Here is a 19,744-nt window from a genome sequence, read left to right as displayed (position 1 = left end):
CTGTTGTTATTGTTACCAGGATCATCAGCTCGCCCCGCCGGCCCTACATCGTCCAAACGGCTTAGCCGGCCAGGGCCTGGCGGCGGTGATTGAAGGATGTTGTGCGCGCTATTACTGTTGTCCGACCGAGAAGTCATGCCCCCAGATGCTCACGCGGGTGAACTCGAACGCCGCATGCTCCGCCCAGTCAACCTGCAGGCCCCCACAGCCATACTCCAGGTCAAAGCCCGACGGCGTTTTCATATAGAAGCTGGTCATGTGGTCGTTCAGGTGCTGGCCGAGCGTCGCCGACAGCGGTACGGCGTGGGCCAGCAAGCGGTCGTGGGCACGCCCGACCTCGGTCATCGAGTCGACTTCGACCATCACATGCACGCAGCCAGACGGCACCGGGTACTCGGCCAATGCCAGACTGTGGTGACGGGCGTTGCGACAATGCAGAAAGTGGATTCGGATCGGCGGCGCCGAAGGGTCTGGGCGGAAGTTGAAAATATCCGACAGTTCAAAGCCCAGTACCTGCTTGGCAAAGGCCAGGGTTGCGTCAAAATTCGGCGCCGGAAGCACGGTATGGCCCAGGCCCATGTTGCCAGTAACAAAACGCGGCACGCCTTGAGGTGAGACAAAGGGCTGACAGTCGGAGCGGTGTCCCCAACTCAATTCATGGTAATTGCCCGAAGGGTCGCTAAGGCTGACCAGCGCCTGGACACCCCGTTGCTCGATCTGCTCGGCGCTACCGGGTTGCCACTCGATACCCTGCGCATCGAGATGCGCCAAGGCAGCCATATAAGCCGATTCCGAGGCCAGCTCCCAACCTGAAGCCACGTAGCGTGCTTCGCTGCCCTCGACCACCAGCATACGAAACGGACGCTCGTCCATTTTCACGTACAGGCCACCTGCTGGCGCCTCGCTGACCTGCATGCCGAGGACGTCCTCGGCATAGCGTTGCCACTGACTGAGGTTGTTGCTCATGGCGACGAAATAGCTCAAACCGCGAATCTCGATCATGCCGCTGCTCCTTAAAGGGCAAATTCGGTAGTGGCGGTCATTCTGCGAAGCGCGGCAGTGGCCGCTCATCGTCCGTTGAGACTACTTGCCGTGTCGTTGCCCAGACTAGTCCGTTTCAATGATTCGCCACTAAAAGCGCCGCTCCTAGACTCAAGCTTCTATCCGCCGCACCGAGTCGACACCCATGGAGTTCGCATTCAACCAAGAACAACTGATGATTCAGGACAGCGCTGCGCGCTTTCTCGCCCAGGTCAGCGACTCCCATGCGGTGCGCGCCGCCATGTCCCGGCCTGAAGGTTATGACCCCGCGTTATGGCAGCGCATTGGCGAAGAGCTCTACTGGCCTGCGTTGATCATTCCCGAGCGCTTCGGTGGTTTAGGGCTGGGCTTTGCCGAGCTGGCGATCCTGCTGGAACAGAGCGGTCGTCACCTGCTGTGCGCACCCTTGCTGGCGACTACCTGCCTGGCGACGCCCGCGCTGCTGCTGGCCAGCAACCCGGCGTTGCAAGATCGCTGGCTCGGCGCGATTGCCGCGGGCGCCAGTGCCACCCTGGCGTTCGCCAGTACGCCTGGTCTCGGTGCCGACAGCGTGCAGGTGCAGGCCGTTGCCGATGTGCAGGGGTACCGTTTGAACGGCAGCTACCTGCAGGTCATCGACGGCAACCAGGCTCAGCTACTGATCGTTGCGGCGCGCACCCCCGGCAGCGCGGGCGAAGCTGGCATCAGCTTATTTGCCCTGCCCGCCGACAGCACTGGCGTTCAACGTCACGCGCTTCCAACCCTCGACCAGACCCGCCGCCTGGCGCGCATCGAGCTGCACGACGTCAGCGTCAGTCCTGCGCATCTGCTCAGCGATGCTGGCCAAGGCTGGCCGCTGTTGCGTGACGTACTGCAGATCGGCGCAATCGGTCTGGCCGCCGAGCAGAGCGGTGGCGCACAGCGGGTGCTGGAACTGACCCTGGAATACATCGGCGAACGGCGCCAGTTCGGTCGGACCATCGCCAGTTTTCAGGCCATCAAGCACCGCTGCGCCAATCTCATGCTGCAGCTTGAATGCGCCCGATCTGCGGCGTGGTATGCCGCCTGCGTCGCCCAGGAACGTCTTGACCGCAATGGCGATAGCAGCGTTGCCAGTGAACTTCTGGAAGCCGCGGCCACCGCACAGATACACGCCAGTGAAGCCTTCTTCAACTGTGCGGCCGAGTCGATCCAGCTACACGGCGGTGTCGGCTTTACCTGGGAATACGACCCGCACCTGTATTTCAAACGCGCCCGCGCCAGCGAGCAGTTGCTGGGCAGCCCTGCCTTGCACCGTGAACGCCTGGCGGCGCAGTTATTGGGAGAATTGCAATGAAGATCGCATTCAGCGCCGCTGATGAAGCGTTCCGCACAGAGGTCGCCCAGTGGCTGGCCGAACACCTGCAAGGCGAATTTGCCGCCCTGCGCTTTCGCGGCGGACCGGGGGATGAGCACAGTTTTCCCGAACAACGCAAAACCTGGGAGCGTGCGTTGGCAGCCGGTGGCTGGATCGGCGTGGGTTGGACCGAGGCCGACGGTGGTCGCGGGTTAAGCCTGAGCCGTCAGGTAATCTTCCACGAAGAGTACGCCCGTGCTGGCGGACCAGGACGCATGGGCCACATAGGTGAAGGTCTGGTTGGCCCAACCCTGGCGGCATTTGGCAGCGCAGCGCAAAAACAGCGTTTTCTGCCAGGCATCCTCAGTGGTACGCAGTTCTGGTGCCAGGGCTATTCGGAACCGGGTGCGGGCTCGGACCTGGCCAACGTTCAAACCCGTGCACGGCTGGATGACAGTGGCGAGCATTGGCTGATCAGCGGGCAAAAAGTCTGGACCTCACTCGCTCACGAAGCCGATTGGTGCTTCGTATTGGCCCGTACCCAAGCGGGTAGCCAGGGTCATCACGGGTTGTCGTTCTTGCTGGTACCGATGGATCAGGCGCAGATTCGCGTCCAGCCAATCCAGCAACTGACCGGTACCAGTGAGTTCAACGAAGTGTTCTTCGACCAGGCGCGCACCGCCAGCGACAACATGATTGGCCTGCCGGGCGAAGGCTGGAAGATAGCCATGGCCCTGCTGGGTTTCGAGCGTGGCGCTTCGACGCTGGGCCAGCAAATGCAGTTTCACAACGAACTGGAAGAAATCATCGCCGTGGCCAAACGCAATGGCGCAGCGCAAGACCCGCTGATGCGCCAGCGTATCGCCCAGGCCTGGGCCGGATTGAAAGTACTGCGCTACAACTCGTTGCGCATGCTTTCCGGAGCCCAGGACGGCAGCCTGCGGCGCGAAGCGATGATCTACAAACTGGCTTGGTCCAACTGGCATGCAGCGCTGGGCAAACTGGCAATGGATGTACTGGGCGAAGAAGCCGAAGTGCTTGAAGGGGCACCGTATCAACTGAGCCGATTGCAGGCCCTGTTTCTGTTCAGCCGGGCCGACACCGTGTATGGCGGCAGCAACGAAATCCAGCGCAACATCATCGCCGAACGCGCCCTGAACATGCCCCGCGAACCCCGAGCCTGAACCCCGCGCAGCCCTCTCCCCCCGGAGAGGGACATCTCAACCCACTTCAGATGTGCGCCTGATCTGCTTTTGATCTGCTTTTGACCTTGATCTACCCGCCCCGTTAACCAGAAGGGCCGAGTGAAGGTGTTGCGAAAGGGCGAGCGCGTAGCGCCTTCGGCCCCAGCCGAAGTTGCGAATCGTAGTGTTGCTTGCAACGCGTAGATCGCAATGCCCTGTAGCGACACCGTAGCGAGGGGACCCGAAGCGCAGCGTAGGGCCCCTGGTGGGGCAAGCCCTTTGCTTACTTTGGGGCGACTGCCAAAGTAAGGCGCCGTAAGGGCGCAAAGGTGACTCAGCGCCGCCAACGCAAATGGATCAGCCCCCAATTGAAGAGCCACATCGCGAAACAAACCCGCCTCCCCAAATTAAATTCGCCCTGCTAAAAAGCCAGAGCGAAAAAAATCAAAACCGCAGGCGACCCCAACTACCTCACCCGAATCTTCGGCTCCGAAGCGTCACGCCGCATCGTCAGCAGAAACGCCTCCAACGGAGCAGGTTCGGCAACTTGCGGCAAAGCATCCTTGTCCGGCCGCTGAGCCCAGAACGCATCCCAGGACGGAAACAACTCATGAAAACTACCGGCATAGGGCTCCCGCCCTGGCCAACGCATTTTCATCCCCCCAATCGGCGGCTTGTTGAGATCGGTAGCGTACCAGTAGCACGGCAAGCGACGACGAAAACACCAACGCCCGTCTACCCGCTCGTAATCATCCCAGTACAACATCTGCATGATCACCCACTCAGCCCCGGTCTCATGCTCATTCTTGGAATAGACCACACCCGTGGCATGGTCGGCATCGCTGAACTCGATAATGTGCTGGCCCAAATGATGCGAAGTGCCGTGAAACTGGCGGCGCATGGTTTCGTCCAGCCAGGCCTTGAAGTGCCCACGGCCCTGCTTGTCGCGACCAACCTTGACGTCCGGGACAAAACAGTTAGCCATGGCGTCCATGTCGCGCATGTCCAGGGCCAGGGCATACTTGCCGGCCAGTTGGCGGATCGCATCCAGCGACTCCAGGCGGTCAATGCGCTCGTGCAGCGAGGTCGTGTCCATAGTCATCAATCCAGCACCGTGTACAGGTCCGAACTGCGCCCGCCATCCACCGCAAGGCTGGCACCGGTAACGTAGGACGCCTCATCACTGGCCAGGAACAGGATCGCATTGGCCAGCTCCAGCGGCAGCCCGACGCGCTTCATCGGAATGACTTTCTCGGTATTGCGGCGCGTTTTTTCATCCGTCAGCATGCCGGCGGTGGCCGGGGTATCGACAACCCCGGGGATAACCACGTTGCAACGAATGTTGTGCGCTGCACCTTCGCTGGCCACTGCGCGACTGAAGTTGATCACCGCCGCCTTGGCGGCCGAGTAGCCTGCCATCCAGGCGGTGCCGAACAGACCGCAGATCGAGGCGATATTGACGATAGCGCCGCCACCCTGGTCCTTCATCAGGCGCATGGCCGTGCGGGTACCCCAGAAGGTGCCATCAACCGTGGTGCTGAAATTGGCATGCCAGTCGGCGGTCGACAGCGTATCAACGCCGCCCCAGGTGTAGGCCATGGCGTTGTTAACGAGGATATCCAGGCGCCCGTGGCGCCGGGCTGCAGCTTCCAGGGCGCCGACATAGGCGTGTTCGTCACTGACATCAGCCACGGCGATATCGCCCTGCCCGCCCGCAGCCTGGATCTGTTCCAGCACGTCTTGCAATGGTTGCTCACGACGCCCACACAGCACAACCGTGGCGCCTTCTTCGGCAAAGCGCAACGCTGTGGCCTGACCGATACCGGAACCGGCACCGGTGATGAACGCGATTTTGCCTGCTAGTCGTTTGTTCATTGATATCCCCTCAGATAAAGGCCATGCCACCGTTGACCGCAATGTTCTGGCCGGTAATGAAGCTGGCATCGTCACCCGCCAGGAATACCGCAACCCCGGCGATCTCGTCGGTTTCGCACAAACGCCCCAATGGCACGTTTTCCAGCATCGCCTGCATGTGTTCTTCAGCGACACCGGCCATCATCGGTGTGTTGGTTGGACCCGGCACCAGGCTGTTGACGCGGATACCACTGGGCGCCAGTTCGCGCGCGATCGAACGGGTCAGGCCCATGACGCCGGCCTTGGAAGCGCAGTAGTGGCTGGGTCCCTCACCGGTAAGTGCGGCGGTGCTGGAAAGGTTGATGATCACCCCTTTGCGCGCGCCCTTGACCATCAGCTTCGCGCCCTCGCGGCAGCACAGGAATGTCCCGCCGAGGTTCACCCCGATCACGCGAGCCCAGCTCTCGTCCGGGGTGTCGAGGAAGCTGTCGAAGGCGCCGACACCGGCATTATTGACAAGGATATCGAGACCGCCGAACCGGGCCTCGACCTGGCCCATGGCATCGGCTACCGAAGCTGCGTCAGCCACGTTGCACGCCAGGGCCAAAACGCGGTCATCGAGGTCGCTCAAATCCGCCAGGCTGTCGAGCAGCGCCGCCTGATTCAGGTCTACCGCAACCACCTTGGCGCCTTCGGCGACAAAACGGCGGACCATGGCCTGGCCCATTCCTTGTCCCGCGCCTGTGACAAAGGCGACTTTGTTCAGCAACTTCATAACGTTCTCCTGCAGTACCGTGCATAGAGGCCCGCTGAACATCCAGCAGGCCGGTCACCTGCATGATTGAGTGCCGACTCGCTGCAAACATCGTCCGATAGGACTAGCGCCCGCACACAACCAACACCCAACACCGCACCTACTGCTCAAGCCGGCTGGCGGTTGAGCTCGGCATCGCCAGGTTGGCCCAACACACAGGACGTACCCCCCGGCGTGTACATCATTGCCACGCAGCGGTTGCAGGCGGTACAGATCGAGTTTTTGCTGGCGCCGGTAGCAAGCTTCTCGACATAGTCCGGCTCGGCCAGCAGCACCCGCCCCATGGCCACCAGATCGAAACCTTCGGCCATGATCTGTTCGATACTGGCAAGACTCTTGGCGCCGCCCAGGTAGGCCAAGGGCATCCTCACCGCCGCGCGCACCTTGCGTGCATGTTCAAGCAGGTACAGTTCGCGAAACTCCACCGTGGGGTCGCGCAGGCGCTGAATCTTCATGGCCAGGGCGATCAGCGGGTTCTTCTGCTGCACTCGATTCTCCTTGGGGAACGAAGAACCAAACATGGTGGTGATCGACTCGGCGTTCATTCCGGCACTGAGTACCAACAGGTGGGCGCCCTCGCGCTCCAGCATCCGCGCTATCTGTGCCCCGTCCTCGGCGCTGTTGCCGGCCCGTACGCCTTCGGTAACGCTGTATTTGCAGATAACCGCAAGGTCACGTCCGACCGCGTCGAGTACCGCCCGTAGCACTCGACAGGGAAAGCGCAGGCGGTTTTCCAGGCAGCCGCCGTAATGGTCCCGGCGCTTGTTGTACATCGGCGAGATGAACTGGCTGAGCAAGTAGCCATGGCCCATATGGATTTCCACGGCGTCAAAACCGGCTTCCCGGGCCAGGCGCGCACCGTTGGCAAAGTCTTCTATCACCTCGCGCATGTCGGTCTCGGTCATGGCCTGCTTGAAGAACATGCCGCTCATCATGCCGATCTTGTTGAAGCCACCGCTGGCTGACAGCGGGTAACGGCTGCTGCGCTCGCGCAGGAAGGTGAAGCAGCCACCGTGGGTGATCTGCGCACTGACCAGGCCACCCTGCTGGTGCACGGCATCGGTCAGCGCCTTGAAGTGAGGAAGGCTTTCACGCGTCAACGTCAGCTGATTGGGCAAGGTGCGCCCATCCTTGCTGACCGCACAATAGGCCACAGTCGTCATTGCCACCGCGCCGCGAGCAAGCCCAGCATGTAGCTTGACCAGCAGCTTGGAAGGCAGACCCTGGGTACTCATGCCTTCGTTGGTCGCCGCCTTGATGAAGCGGTTTTTCAACGTCAGCGGCCCGATATCGATCGGGCTGAAGGGTGAAGTGTGCATGGCGGGCCGTTTCCTCAGAAAGTGTATTTAGCGTTGAACGACAGGTAGTCGCGGTCAGCCAGCATTCGGCCTTGGGCGATGTCGGGTGAGCTGAGGTAGGCGACGTAGGTCAGGCCAACCTGGAAGTTGCCCAGGTACTTGAAGTCGCCACCGACGGTGAGGCGCTTTTCATCTCGACCCAGGCCCTGATAGGCACTGCCATCGATGTTTTGCGTCCACACCAGGCGCGTGGTCAGGTCCAGGCCATCGGCAATGCCCAGGTAATCCATATAAGTACCTATACCGAGCAGGGTCTGGCCGCGGGTTTGGGTTTTCGACTCGAAGTTGTCGAAACTGCCATCGACACCCGCTCCGCCACCGCTGATGTGCAGGGTGTCGACGCCATCGATACGCTGGTGCACCACCTCGGCCATGACCGTGGTCTGCTGCGCAAGAAGGCTGGGGCCAAGGATGTAGCTGCCATTGAGGTTGCCCTGCCACAACTGGCCACGGGCCGGCGCGCCGTTATCCAGGTACACCGCAGCGCCATCGCGGTAGCTCAGGTCGCCGGCAAACTGCACCGAGTCACCGACCTTGGAGCTGAAGCTCACGCCGGTCAGTTCGACGTCGTCGAAGTAGCCGATGCGATAGGCCGGGCCGCTGCCGGCACGGGCATACTTGCCGACACCGCTGAGCGAGGAATATTGCGTCTGGCCGCTGAAGTCGAAGAACAGCGCCCCGACGCGCTCGTGATAACGGTAGTGAAACAGCCCGACCTCGGTGTTCTCGGTTAACCGATACCGCACACCCAGGCCCCATTGGCCGCTGTCGCGCGGTTCGACATCGCCAGCGTAATTGACTGCCGTGAAGCTGGTGTCTGGCAAGTTGTTGATCACCCCGGCGCCAAGCCGGTAGAACTCGGCGCCTGGCCCGAACGTATCGCTGCCAAAATAATCGCCAACCGGGTTGAGTTGGGTTTTTTCCCATTCGTACTGGTAGAAGCCCACCAGCGCGAGGTCTTCGTTGAGCGACCAGGACGCCGAGATTTGCCCGACGGGCAGGTACGCGTCCTTGGCCTCGGTGCCGGGTACGTTGAACTTGGTCGCATCAACCGGTGCCTGGCCCTGGCTGATGTTGGCCCAGAACAGGCTCTCGCCCCAGGCCACCAGATGACGCCCGGCCTTGATCGACAGGTACTGGTTCTGGGCCACATCGAAGTTGCCGTACACATAAGCATCGAGCAGGCGAGCCTTGCTGCCGCTAAGGCGCCGGGTGTCTTCGACAAAGCCGTCATGTCGACCGATCTTGTTCACGGTGTCGGGCGAGTCGTTGTCGTTGCGGTTGTGATAAACGTCATCGTAGAAATGACTACCGCGCAGCACCGCACCGAGGTTGTCGTGCTTGAGCAGCAGCTCACCGAACAGGCTGACGCGGTTGGTGATCAGCGCACCACGGTCGAAGTTGCGTGTACCGTCATCATTGTTGAGGTCGTTGAGATATTCGTGGGCGGGCTTGGCGGTACGCATTGACGCCGTGTAGTTGACCGTCAGCGATGTGTCCAGGGTGGTGTTTTCACCCAGCTCCAGGCGTGGCCCGGCATTGGCCTGGCAACAGGCTACGGTCAATGTCAGCAGCAGCCCACCATGCGTTGCGTTGTACCTAGACATGCAACAATCCTTTTTTGTTGTTTTAGGGTGACCTGCGCAGAGTGAAACGCCGTATCGGGGTGAGCATCATCCATTTGGCCTAGGCCAACTGACCCTTCGACCCGCCTGGCGTTAGTCCGTTGAGACGATGCCGCCTGCCCGAGGCGCGGGGAATACTCCCGTCATCGTCCAAGGGGAGAACAGTCCATGAGTATCCTGCAACGCTTTCAACTGCCCGGCAGTGTTGCCATTGTCACCGGCAGTGGTCGCGGTATCGGTCGCGCCATTGCCCTGGCGTATGCCGAAGCCGGCGCCGATGTGATCTGCAGTGCGCGAAGCGCCGAGGACATCGAGCGGGTTGCCGACGAGGTGCGCAGCCTTGGACGCCGCGCCCTGGCCATTGCTTGCGACGTCAACGACAGCGAGCAACGCCTGGCCTTGGTGCGTCAGAGCCAGGAACAGTTCGGGCGCATCACCCACCTGGTGAACAATGCCGGCGGCGGTGGCCCCAACGATGCCCTGCAGATGAGCCCGGAGCAGTTCGAGCAGATCCTGCGCTTCAACGTCACCAGTACCTATGCCTTGTGCCAACTGTGTGTGCCGCTGATGCGTGAAGCCGGGGGCGGCAACATCATCAACGTAAGCTCGGTGGCGGCGCGCTATGCCCAACGCCAGTTCAGCGCCTATGGCACTGCCAAAGCAGCTTTGAGCCACCTGACCCGCCTGCTGGCCCAGGATTTCGCCCCCCAGGTGCGCGTCAACGCCGTTGCCCCGGGGCCAACCATGACTGAAGCCTTGAACAAGGTCATGCCGGCAGCCATGCGTGAGGCGATGGAAACCAACACGCCGCTCAAATGCCTGGGTAGCCCGGAAGATATCGCTGCCGCTGCCCTCTACCTGGCCAGCCCGGCTTCAGCCTGGGTCACCGGCAAGATCATCGATGTCGATGGCGGCGCCGACAGTAGCGTCTGGCCTGCCTGAGAGCCCTTTTTGTGCCGGTACCCTGGCCCCTTGGGACCGGCTTTTTTATTCCTTCCACAGAGCGAAGCCGCCATGGATGCCTCCCTGATCACCGCCCTGGGCGATGAACTGTTCAATGCCTTGCGTGGGCGCACCACCCTCGCGCCGCTTACTCAGCGCCACCCGGCCATCAGCCTGGACCAGGCCTATCGCATTTCGCTGCGTTTTCTGCAGCGGCGTGAAGCCCTGGGTGAACGGGTTATCGGCAAAAAAATCGGCGTTACCAGCCGCGCCGTGCAACAGATGCTCGATGTGCACCAACCCGACTTCGGCTTTCTTACCGATGCCATGCAAGTGGACGATGGCAGCGAAATCAGTTTTGCCCGCTATCAGCTGATCCAGCCAAGAGCCGAAGGTGAGATAGCGTTCATTCTCGGCGAAGACCTCAAAGGCCCCGGCATTCGCGCCGCGGACGTGTTGGCCGCAAGCCAGTCGGTGGCGCCGTGCTTCGAGATTGTTGATTCACGCATCGACAACTGGCAGATCCGCATCCAGGACACCGTGGCCGATAACGCCTCGTGCGGCGTGTTCGCACTGGGTGAACAGCGCATCGACCCGCGTGGCCTGGACTTGGCGCGGGTCGAGATGCACATGCTCAAGAACGGTCAACCTGCCGGTAGCGGCCTCGGTTCGGCAGTCCAGGGGCACCCATGCGAGGCCGTGGCGTGGCTCGCCAATACCCTTGGCGAGCTGGGCATTCCATTTCGCAAAGGCGAAATCATTCTCTCCGGCGCTTTGGCACCCCTGGTGCCGTTGATCCCCGGTGATCGCATCAACCTGTCGATGAGCGGCCTGGGTAACGCCAGCCTGCGCTTTGTCGCCTGACAGGCAACCCTCCTTTCCTCATTCCAGGAGCGATAAACCATGAGCAAAAAGATCAAATGTGCGCTGATCGGGCCGGGCAATATCGGCACCGACCTGCTCTACAAACTGATGCGCAGCGACGTGCTGGAACCGGTGTGGATGGTGGGTATCGAAGCCGGATCGGAAGGCCTGCAGCGCGCTCGTGAGCTGGGCCTGAAAACCACCGCCGATGGCGTCGACGGGCTTTTGCCCCATGTGCTGGAAGACCAGGTGCAGATTGCCTTCGATGCCACCTCCGCCTACGTCCATGCCGAAAACTCGCGCAAGCTCAATGCGCTCGGCGTGTTGATGATCGACCTGACCCCGTGCGCCATCGGCCCCTACTGCGTACCGCCGGTCAACCTCAAGGCCAACCTTGCCCGTGGCGAGATGAACGTCAACATGGTCACCTGTGGTGGCCAGGCGACGATTCCGCTGGTCGCGGCGGTGTCGAGTGTGCAGCCGGTGGACTATGCCGAAATCATCGCCACCGCTGCCTCTAAATCGGTGGGCCCTGGCACGCGCAAGAACATCGATGAGTTCACCCGCACCACCGCGCGTGCCGTCGAGCAGGTTGGCGGGGCGAAACAGGGCAAGGCAATCATCATCGTCAACCCGGCCGAGCCGCCACTGATCATGCGCGACACCGTGCATTGCCTGACCGCCGACACCCCGGACGAGGCAGCCATTCGCGCCGCTATCGCGGCAATGATCGAACAGGTTCAGTGCTATGTGCCTGGCTACAAGCTGGTCAACGGCCCGGTGTTCGATGGCAACCGGGTATCGATCTTCATGGAAGTCGAGGGCTTGGGCGACTACCTGCCCAAGTATGCCGGCAACCTCGACATCATGACCGCCGCAGCGGCACGCACGGCCGAGATGTTTGCAGAAGAAATCATCAAGGGTGAACTGGTGCTGCGCGCCAGCACCGAACCCGCCACTGCATAAGGAAAACGTTCATGGAACTTAGCGGCAAGCAAATCACCGTTCATGACATGTGCCTGCGTGACGGCATGCACCCCAAACGTCACCGCATCAGTTTGCAGCAGATGAAAGACATCGCCTGCGGTCTGGACCAGGCCGGAGTGCCCCTGATTGAAGTGACCCATGGCGACGGCCTGGGTGGCAGCTCGGTGAACTACGGGTTTCCGGCGCACAGCGATGAAGAGTACCTCTCAGCGGTGATTCCGTTGATGAAGAACGCCAAGGTGTCGGCGCTGCTTCTGCCCGGTATCGGCACCGTCGATCACTTGAAAATGGCCTACGAACTGGGCGTCAACACCATCCGTGTGGCCACCCACTGTACCGAGGCGGATGTCAGCGAGCAGCACATTTCCCATGCCCGCAAGCTGGGCATGGATACCGTCGGCTTTCTCATGATGGCGCACATGAACAGCCCCGAAGGCCTGGTCAAGCAAGGGTTGCTGATGGAAAGCTACGGCGCCAACTGCATCTACCTCACCGACTCCGCCGGCTACCTGCTGCCCGATGATGTCAGCTCACGGGTAGCCGCCATGCGCGCAGCGCTCAAACCGCAGACCGAGATCGGTTTTCATGGTCACCATAACCTGTCCATGGGCGTCGCCAACTCCATCGCAGCGATTGCAGCAGGCGCTCGGCGAATCGACGCTGCCTGTGCCGGGCTGGGTGCCGGTGCGGGCAATACACCGATGGAAGTGCTGGTGGCGGTGTGTGACCGCATGGGCATCGAGACCGGCGTCAGCGTGTTTGGCATTCAGGACGTGGCCGAAGATCTGGTGGTGCCGATCATGGACTTCCCGATTCGCAGCGACCGCGATGCATTGACCATGGGCTACGCCGGGGTTTATGGATCGTTCCTGCTGTTTGCCAAGCGTGCCGAGCAGAAATACGGCGTGCCGGCGCGGGAGATTCTGGTGGAGATGGGACGCCGCGGAATGGTTGGTGGACAAGAGGACATGATCGAGGATACCGCGATGACATTGGCGCGGCTGCGGGCTTAACCTGCTGCCCCTTCGACAAAAACGCCGGCTGATGACAGCCGGCGTTTTTACATCAACTGTAATGTGCGCTGGCCGATCAGCGCCAATCCGCAACAATCCCCTGCTCCAACGCCAGCGACTGCGCGGCGATGGTGCGGCGTTGATAGTTGGGTGCCTCGGGTGCAGTGGCCAGCCACAGCATGACTTGGGCCGGTACTTCTGGCGGGGCAATGCCCGCGCGCAAGGCAATCACGCCCTGGTCACCGATAGTCGCCTTGAGCGCCTCGGTACTCACCACACCGGGGTTGAGGGTATAGGCGCGAATACCGCGATCGCCCAACTCCGTCGCCAGTACGCCTGCCAACCGCGACACCGCAGCCTTGCCAGCGCCATAGGCATAGCCCCAACCACCTTTGTCTGCCGCCACCGGAGGGTCGCTCTCGCCGGCGCCGGAGGTCACGTTGATAACCACTCCGCCACCTTGCTGCAACATTTGCTCCGCCACCGCCCGGGTCAGCAGGAAGGGCGTGAGCAGGTAGCCGTGGAAAACGCGCTCAAGCGTCTCGGCTTGCAACGTCAGAAAGCCGCTGTTGAGGTCGCGGCCCTGATAGATTGCGTTGTTGACCAGCACATCGATGCGGCCAAATTCGGCGATCACGCGCGCACAAGCATCCAGTGCAGAAGCACTGTCAAGCAGGTCCATCGGCACCACCAGCACTTTGCGACCCAGGGCCCGGATTTCGGCGGCGGTGCTGTTCAAACTGCCGGTCAGCGGCGCGCCCGATGCATCACGCAAGGCATGCTCGTGCTGCTCGCCTTCATCGACAGTACGAGCGCTGATCGCCACATCGAAACCGGCGCGGGCAAATGCCAGCGCCGCCTCACGGCCGATGCCACGGCTGGCGCCGGTGATGAATGCCACTTTGTTCATGGGGCTTCCTTCTAGAAACGTTGCGAATCGTAGGTGCCACCTAGGCCTGTCGGCGCGTTGCCAAGGTCAAGGGGGGTACTTGAAGCGTGGCTTTAGCCGCGACCTTGAGGGTCGCCTGCGGCTTACCCAGGGCCACCACACTGTTGAGCAGAATGCGCACCAGCTCGGTTTGGCGGCGTACGCCCGTCTTGGAGAAGATCGAACGCAGGTGCGCCCGTGCCGTGTTGCGCCGGATATTCAACGACTCGGCAGCCTCTTCCAGCGACAAACCGTTGGCCAGTTCCATCGCCAGGGCCGTCTCGGCCTTGGTCAGGTTGAACAGTTGCTTGGTCACCACATCGCTGGCCAGGGATTTGCTCGCCGCATCGCGGATGTACACCAGAGCAGCCGGCTTGCCCTTCTCGTCAGCCCAATCCAGTGAGGGTATCGGCTCGACCACCAGCCCCAGATTGACTTGCCCGGATGGGCGGCTCACCGACATCGCATCGGCACTTTTTGCAGTGCCCTCGGCAAAGGCGGCACGAATCAGACGCTGCAGCTCGCGATTATCGCTTGGGTACGTCGCCTCCAGGCGCCCGCCTACCAGTTTCAGGCCATCGCCACTGGCAAGAATGCTCTGCGCCACCGGGTTGACCCGCAGCACACTGCCGCATTCATCCAGCACCAGTGTAGCCACCGACAGACGACTGATAGCCTGGGCGTACAGTTCGCTGAGCGACTCGCTGCGATCGAGCAGGTTGTGAATGTTCAGGGCTCGGCGCAGGTGCGGCACGAACATGCTGCACAGGGCACGCTCCTTGACGCAGAAGTTGGGCGAGGACTTGGGCCGGGTGATACGAAAGCGCAACTTGCCGCCATCTGGCGTGGAAATGTCAGCGCCCATCACGTGATAGACATTCTGCTGGCTGCAATACATCTTGAAGTAGGCGTTTTGCTCCCACTGCGCCGAGGACATGATGTCATCGACGGTGAACACCTGGTCCGGCGCCTGGTTGGTAAAGGGTGTATGGGTTTGCGGGTAGGCCATGTAGATGACTTCGCCCTCGCCTTCGATATCTCCGGCGATGATCATCACACCCATGTCGGGCTGATCGGGAACCCGCAGAATCAAGGTGACGTAGTTGGCCTTGAATGCTGTACGCAGGTTTTCCAGGGTACGGGCCATCGGCTTGGGATCGAGTGCGCCATCGTAGATGTCGCCAACCAGACGGTCGTAGCCAGCAAGGTCCAGGCCCAATTGGGCCAGTGCATCGTGAGTCAACACAGAATTTTCCACTGTCGTCTCCTTGCTCGGGTAAGGCCCACTGGCCTCCCCTTGTTATTTTTATTGTTTTGGCAGCGGGGCAAGCCCGCGGTAACGCGTGTACAAATTGCACGTTGGCGCTTGCCGCGACAATATGCCGCGCAAGTTTATTTTCAGGTCACTGTGAATCACGTGCAGCCGGGCTCGATTTCAACGGGTATTCCCCTTGTGGCGCAGGTGCTGCGGGCTTGCTGGCCACCAGTCGGCGGCCACGGTTGAACCAGGCGGCCAGCGCCGGCAAAAGAAAAATTGCCCCAAGTACGTTGACCAGGAACATGAACGACAGCAGCACGCCCATGTCGGCCTGGAATTTCAACGGTGCGAAGGCCCAGGTGATGACCCCGATGGACATGGTCAGGGCCGTGAACACAGCCGCCGTACCACGCTGGCACATCGCTTGGTAAAAGGCTTCACGCAGACTCGCACCGGCAGCCATTTCATGCTGGATACGTTCGTACAAGTAGATGCCGTAGTCGACCCCAACCCCAACCCCCAACGCCATCACCGGCAAAGTGGCCACTTTCAGACCGATGCCCAGCAGCGCCATCAGCGCATTGCAGAGGATGGCGACAATTGCCAGCGGCACGAGGATGCACAACACCGCGCGAATGGAGCGGAACGTCAGCCAGCAGAATAGCGCGACCGAGCCAAACAATGCCGCGAGCATGAAAATCTCGGCATGTTTGACCGCCTCGTTGGAGGCTGCCATAACCCCGACGTTGCCGCCGGCCAGGTAGAACGTCAACTCAGGCGTGCCGACCTGGTCGATAATACGCCGCGCCTCGGCAAGCACATGGCTGACCGTGGCACCCTCGTGATCGGCGAGAAACACCAGAATCTGCATCTGCTGACAGCCGTCCGTGACCAATCCGTCGTCCGGCATGTAGGCGCGGGCGCCCTGGCTCAAGCCTCGGGCCGAACCCGGAATGGCTGCCCAGCGCGGGTTGCCTTCGTTGTTGCCGGCAATGATCACCTTGCCCATGCCTGCCACGCTCTGTACCGACTGCACGCCTTTGACCGCGCGCATGCGAAAGTCGAAGGCTTCAACCGCGCGCATCACCTCAGGCGACAGACAGCCTTCCTCAATACCCTTGACCTCGACGAACACCGAGAGCACATCCAGGCCGATGGAGTAGCTGCCGACGATCTTCTCGTTATCGAGGTTGTAGCGTGAATCGGCGCGCAGTTCCGGCGCACCGGCGCCGATATCACCCACCGCCAGGTCGCGTGCCTTGTAGGCCCCCGCTGCCAGCAGCAACAGGCTCAAGGCAAACACGCTCAACGCAGGCTTGGGCTCGGCCAGCGCCGACAACTTCCACCACAATCGATGGCGGCTGCCACTGTCGGCCTTGGCACGGCGCAACACCGACGGCTCCAGACGCAGGTCGGCGATGATCACCGGCAACATCAATTTGTTGGTGATGATCATCAGCATCACGCCGATACAGGCGGTGACCCCCAGCTCGTGCACGATGGGAATATCAATGAGCATGATCACGGCAAACCCCAGGGCATTCATCAACAGCGCCAGGGAGCCGGGAATGAAGATTTTGCAGAATGCACCGTGGGCGGCCTGCACTGAACTGCGGCCGGCCAGCACCTCCTGCTTCCACGCGTTGGTCATTTGCACCGCATGGGATACACCAATGGAGAAAATCAGGAACGGCACCAGAATCGACATTGGGTCGATGCCCAGGCCCAGCAACGGCAGCAGGCCCAGTAACCAGACCACCGGCAGCAGTGCCACCACCAGCGCTACCACGGTCAGGCGCCAGGAGCGGGAGTACAGCCACAGCAAGGCGCCGGTGATCAGAAAGGCAATGACAAAGAAGCCGATGACCGTGTTCAGCCCTTCCACGACATCACCGACCAGCTTGGCAAAGCCGACGATGTTGATTTCAATCTGCTCGTTGCCGTACTTGGCGCGAATGTCCTCCAGGTGCTGCGCAACCTGGGCGTAATCCACCGGTTTACCGGTCTGAGGATCCAGGTCCTGCAGGTCGGCACGGACCATCGCCGACTTCAGGTCATTGGCCACCAGCCGTCCGATCTGCCCGGAGGCTGCGGCGTTGCTGCGCACCTGGGCCAGGTCCTGGGGGGAGCCGTCGAAGCGTGGCGGTACCACCACATCACCAAAGAACCCCTCTTCGGTGATTTCGATGTAGCGCACGTTAGCGGTAAACAGCGACGTCACGCTGGCGCGGTTGACCCCAGAAATGAAGAACACCTCGTCGCTGACCTTGCGCAAGGTATCGAGAAACTGCGCATTGTAAATGTCGCCTTCACCCTTCCAACGCACACTGACCAGAAAGCGGTTGGCGCCGGTAAAATACTGGCTGAAGCGCAGAAAGTTGACCATGAACTCATGGCGCACTGGAATCTGCTTGCTGAAGCCTGGATCCAGATGGGTGTGCGTGGCGCTGTAACCCAGGCCCAGGGTCAATAACACGAACAGCAGCAGAAGGCCCTTGCGCCATGCCATCAGGTAGTCGGCAATACGTTCGACTCCGCGCGCTACCCAGCTTTTAGCTTGATTCATTGCCGCCTCTCACTTGCCAAGGGCGGCAACGCTGCCACCGGAATCCTGGAATACGCCACGCTCGCCGCCGACCAACAAGCGCGAGCCGAGCATTACCGCAGAGGTCAAGGTGCCAAGCCCGGCCAGGCGACCGACACCGACCAACTGGCCGCGCTCATCAAGGCGCACCAACGAACCCCCGGCGCCGACGATCAGCAAGCCACCCTGTTCGGGCAGGCGCACATGGCCATACAGCGGCAAGGTGTTGCCCACTTTGAGCTGCGTCCAACTGCTGCCAAAGTCTTGACTGACAAACACGTGGCCGCGCATGCCGTAGCTGACCCAGCGATCGGCACTCAACCGCACCACGCCAAACAGCGAGCCGTTGTAGAACGCCGGCAGCGCCTGCCAATGCTGGCCGGCATCGTTGCTGCGCAATACCAGGCCCTGCTCGCCAACCAGCATGCGCCGCCCGTCTGCGCCGCCATCCATGCTGTTCAAATGCGCGTTGTCGACTTCCAGTTCCAAGGTGCGCCAACTCAGGCCGGCGTCGTCGGACTGGTAGAACTTGCCAAAGCTGCCATAGGCCAACACCCGCTCAGCACCTGCAGCCCAGGCGCCCAGCAGCGGCTCGCCAAGGTTTTGGTCATGGCGTACTTCCTGCCAATGGCTACCGCCGTCGGTAGAGCGCAGAATCCAGCCGTCATGCCCCACCGCCAACAGCCGTTGCTGGCCCAGGTCGACCAACCCGGTGAGGGCGACATTGCGTTGTGGCGTAAGCTCAGCGGCGTGCCAACTGATGCCCTGGTCATCGCTGAACAAAATGCTGCCACGCTCGCCTACCGCCAGCACCCGATCGTTCAGCTTGAGCAGCGCGTTGATTTGCATGCGATCAGTGCGCAAGGGATCGTCCCCGGGTTCCGGCGCCGACCTTGGGGCGAAAGCGAAGACGATGGTTGCCGCCACCACCAGGCAAACCAGATATCCGATCAACGAGCGCATAGTGGTCGCTCCGTTGTGGCATGACTCAGGTACACAAGGACATTCATGCGGCCAATCCTCTTGTTCTGCTGCGCTTCACGCGGGTTGCGCGAAACGTAAAGGGGGCATTGCCTGCACTGAATAATCACGCCTGGATAGCCTGGCAGCATCGTCCATATGGCTTACAAAAAGTCGCTTTTGTCCTGTGGCGATTGTTTGCCAACTCTGATCATGAGCGTGCCGCAACGCGTAACGCAGTTGCGGCAGTAGATAAGGGTAAGAGTGCTGGGGGCGAGCGGACGCTGCCCCGCGAAAGTGCCTGAAAACGCGTCAGGCCAAGGGGTACAGCGCCTCATCGAATTGCGACAGGCGCGGGAACGTCAGCGGCAGGTCATCCGACAAATGCTCCAGGCGCTGCTGGTAGCTGTGCAAGAACGCCGTGCGGGCGTCTTCACTGATGTACGGCACGTGCCAGGCCACGAACGGCTCGAGTACCTCAAAGCCGACATACGCCAGGGTGCCGCGCAACAGCGGGCGCAACAGGTCTTCCAGCGGACCGTGAATCGCACCTTCGCCAAACATGTGCTCGCGCCCGCCAAGGGTGACGGTCACCAGGGCTTTTTTGCCCACCAGGCCACCCTGGTCATAGAAGCGCTTGCCGCCATAGCAAACCCCGGACACCAGTACCCGATCGAACCAGCCCTTGAGGATCGCCGGCGTCGAGAACCAGAAGATCGGAAAGTTGAACACGACAAGATCGGCCCAGAGCAACTTGTCCAGTTCTTGCTGGATATCAGCGGCAATCGATCCACTTTTAACCCCAAGGCGCTGTTCCAGGGCATAGACCAGGTACTCGGGGTTTTCTCGAGCGCTGAAGTCTTCGGCACTGGCCACCGGGTTCCAGTTCATCGCATACAGATCACTGACCTGAACCTGATGCCCCTGGGCCTCGAGCGTCTGCACCGCCTGATCGCGCAAGGCAGCAGTGAACGATTGCGGTTCTGGATGGGCATGGACGATCAATACTTTCATGAA

The 19,744-nt window shown here is 61.2% G+C and carries 18 protein-coding genes; 7 read left to right on the top strand and 11 right to left on the bottom strand.

Annotated features, from left to right (window positions below):
• Positions 1-111: 111 nt before the first annotated feature.
• Positions 112-1,002 (bottom strand): VOC family protein, encoded by an 891-nt coding sequence (locus tag D3Z90_RS12145; RefSeq protein ID WP_136476025.1) that lies wholly within the window; start codon positions 1,000-1,002, stop codon positions 112-114.
• Positions 1,003-1,186: 184 nt separating this feature from the next.
• On the opposite strand from D3Z90_RS12145, the gene D3Z90_RS12140 reads away from it, so the two are divergent.
• Together D3Z90_RS12140 and D3Z90_RS12135 are read left to right on the top strand one after the other, a co-directional pair.
• The gene (locus tag D3Z90_RS12140) at positions 1,187-2,356 is read left to right on the top strand and encodes an acyl-CoA dehydrogenase family protein (RefSeq protein WP_136476024.1); all 1,170 of its coding nucleotides are present in this window, start codon (positions 1,187-1,189) and stop codon (positions 2,354-2,356) included.
• Positions 2,353-3,540: an acyl-CoA dehydrogenase family protein gene (locus D3Z90_RS12135; protein ID WP_136476023.1), complete on the top strand. Its 1,188-nt coding sequence runs from the start codon at positions 2,353-2,355 to the stop codon at positions 3,538-3,540. The genes D3Z90_RS12140 and D3Z90_RS12135 overlap by 4 nt, the downstream gene beginning before the upstream one ends.
• 466 nt (positions 3,541-4,006) lie before the next feature.
• Here the strand turns inward: D3Z90_RS12135 and D3Z90_RS12130 are convergent, their stop codons facing one another.
• The 5 genes from D3Z90_RS12130 to D3Z90_RS12110 form a co-directional block, all read right to left on the bottom strand.
• Positions 4,007-4,642 carry a nuclear transport factor 2 family protein gene (locus tag D3Z90_RS12130; protein WP_371922286.1) on the bottom strand — a complete coding sequence of 212 codons (636 nt, stop codon included), beginning with the start codon at positions 4,640-4,642 and terminating at the stop codon, positions 4,007-4,009.
• Entirely contained in the window at positions 4,642-5,415 is a 774-nt protein-coding gene (locus D3Z90_RS12125; RefSeq protein ID WP_136476021.1) for an SDR family NAD(P)-dependent oxidoreductase, read from the bottom strand. Before D3Z90_RS12125 ends, D3Z90_RS12130 begins: the two co-directional genes overlap by 1 nt.
• Positions 5,416-5,425: 10 nt before the next feature.
• Complete coding sequence (locus tag D3Z90_RS12120; RefSeq protein ID WP_136476020.1) at positions 5,426-6,169, bottom strand: SDR family NAD(P)-dependent oxidoreductase; 744 nt, start codon at positions 6,167-6,169, stop codon at positions 5,426-5,428.
• A gap of 146 nt (positions 6,170-6,315) precedes the next feature.
• Positions 6,316-7,527, bottom strand: a complete 1,212-nt coding sequence (locus D3Z90_RS12115) for an NADH:flavin oxidoreductase (RefSeq protein ID WP_136476019.1) — start codon at positions 7,525-7,527, stop codon at positions 6,316-6,318.
• Between the two features lie 14 nt (positions 7,528-7,541).
• Positions 7,542-9,173 carry a DUF1302 domain-containing protein gene (locus tag D3Z90_RS12110; protein WP_136476018.1) on the bottom strand — a complete coding sequence of 544 codons (1,632 nt, stop codon included), beginning with the start codon at positions 9,171-9,173 and terminating at the stop codon, positions 7,542-7,544.
• Positions 9,174-9,359: 186 nt separating this feature from the next.
• Between D3Z90_RS12110 and D3Z90_RS12105 the strand changes: the two genes are divergently transcribed.
• The 4 genes from D3Z90_RS12105 to dmpG all read left to right on the top strand — a co-directional run bounded on the left by D3Z90_RS12105 (position 9,360) and on the right by dmpG (position 12,997).
• Complete coding sequence (locus D3Z90_RS12105) at positions 9,360-10,133, top strand: glucose 1-dehydrogenase (RefSeq protein WP_136476017.1); 774 nt, start codon at positions 9,360-9,362, stop codon at positions 10,131-10,133.
• Between the two features lie 72 nt (positions 10,134-10,205).
• Positions 10,206-10,997 carry a fumarylacetoacetate hydrolase family protein gene (locus D3Z90_RS12100; protein WP_136476016.1) on the top strand — a complete coding sequence of 264 codons (792 nt, stop codon included), beginning with the start codon at positions 10,206-10,208 and terminating at the stop codon, positions 10,995-10,997.
• A gap of 39 nt (positions 10,998-11,036) precedes the next feature.
• Positions 11,037-11,963 (top strand): acetaldehyde dehydrogenase (acetylating), encoded by a 927-nt coding sequence (locus tag D3Z90_RS12095; RefSeq protein WP_136476015.1) that lies wholly within the window; start codon positions 11,037-11,039, stop codon positions 11,961-11,963.
• Between the two features lie 11 nt (positions 11,964-11,974).
• On the top strand, positions 11,975-12,997 hold the full coding sequence (gene dmpG / locus D3Z90_RS12090; protein ID WP_136476014.1) for a 4-hydroxy-2-oxovalerate aldolase: 1,023 nt from the start codon (positions 11,975-11,977) through the stop codon (positions 12,995-12,997).
• Positions 12,998-13,073: 76 nt separating this feature from the next.
• On the opposite strand, the gene D3Z90_RS12085 is transcribed toward dmpG, so the two are convergent.
• The 4 genes from D3Z90_RS12085 to D3Z90_RS12070 all read right to left on the bottom strand — a co-directional run bounded on the left by D3Z90_RS12085 (position 13,074) and on the right by D3Z90_RS12070 (position 18,730).
• Entirely contained in the window at positions 13,074-13,907 is an 834-nt protein-coding gene (locus D3Z90_RS12085; RefSeq protein WP_136476013.1) for an SDR family NAD(P)-dependent oxidoreductase, read from the bottom strand.
• A 40-nt stretch (positions 13,908-13,947) separates the two neighbouring features.
• Positions 13,948-15,183, bottom strand: a complete 1,236-nt coding sequence (locus D3Z90_RS12080; protein ID WP_136476012.1) for a helix-turn-helix transcriptional regulator — start codon at positions 15,181-15,183, stop codon at positions 13,948-13,950.
• Positions 15,184-15,328: 145 nt separating this feature from the next.
• Positions 15,329-17,749 (bottom strand): RND family transporter, encoded by a 2,421-nt coding sequence (locus D3Z90_RS12075; protein WP_136476011.1) that lies wholly within the window; start codon positions 17,747-17,749, stop codon positions 15,329-15,331.
• A gap of 9 nt (positions 17,750-17,758) precedes the next feature.
• Positions 17,759-18,730 (bottom strand): YCF48-related protein, encoded by a 972-nt coding sequence (locus D3Z90_RS12070; protein WP_136476010.1) that lies wholly within the window; start codon positions 18,728-18,730, stop codon positions 17,759-17,761.
• Positions 18,731-18,750: 20 nt separating this feature from the next.
• Here D3Z90_RS12070 and D3Z90_RS26940 point away from each other — a divergent pair, with 20 nt between their 5' ends.
• Complete coding sequence (locus tag D3Z90_RS26940; protein WP_218571429.1) at positions 18,751-19,032, top strand: hypothetical protein; 282 nt, start codon at positions 18,751-18,753, stop codon at positions 19,030-19,032.
• 7 nt (positions 19,033-19,039) lie between these two features.
• Here the strand turns inward: D3Z90_RS26940 and D3Z90_RS12065 are convergent, their stop codons facing one another.
• On the bottom strand, positions 19,040-19,741 hold the full coding sequence (locus D3Z90_RS12065) for an NAD(P)H-dependent oxidoreductase (RefSeq protein ID WP_136476009.1): 702 nt from the start codon (positions 19,739-19,741) through the stop codon (positions 19,040-19,042).
• Positions 19,742-19,744 lie beyond the last annotated feature (3 nt).

This window comes from Pseudomonas sp. DG56-2 (genome assembly GCF_004803755.1).
GTDB classification, from domain to species: Bacteria; Pseudomonadota; Gammaproteobacteria; order Pseudomonadales; family Pseudomonadaceae; genus Aquipseudomonas; species Aquipseudomonas auratipiscis.
This window is presented reverse-complemented; position numbering and strand designations above follow the sequence as displayed.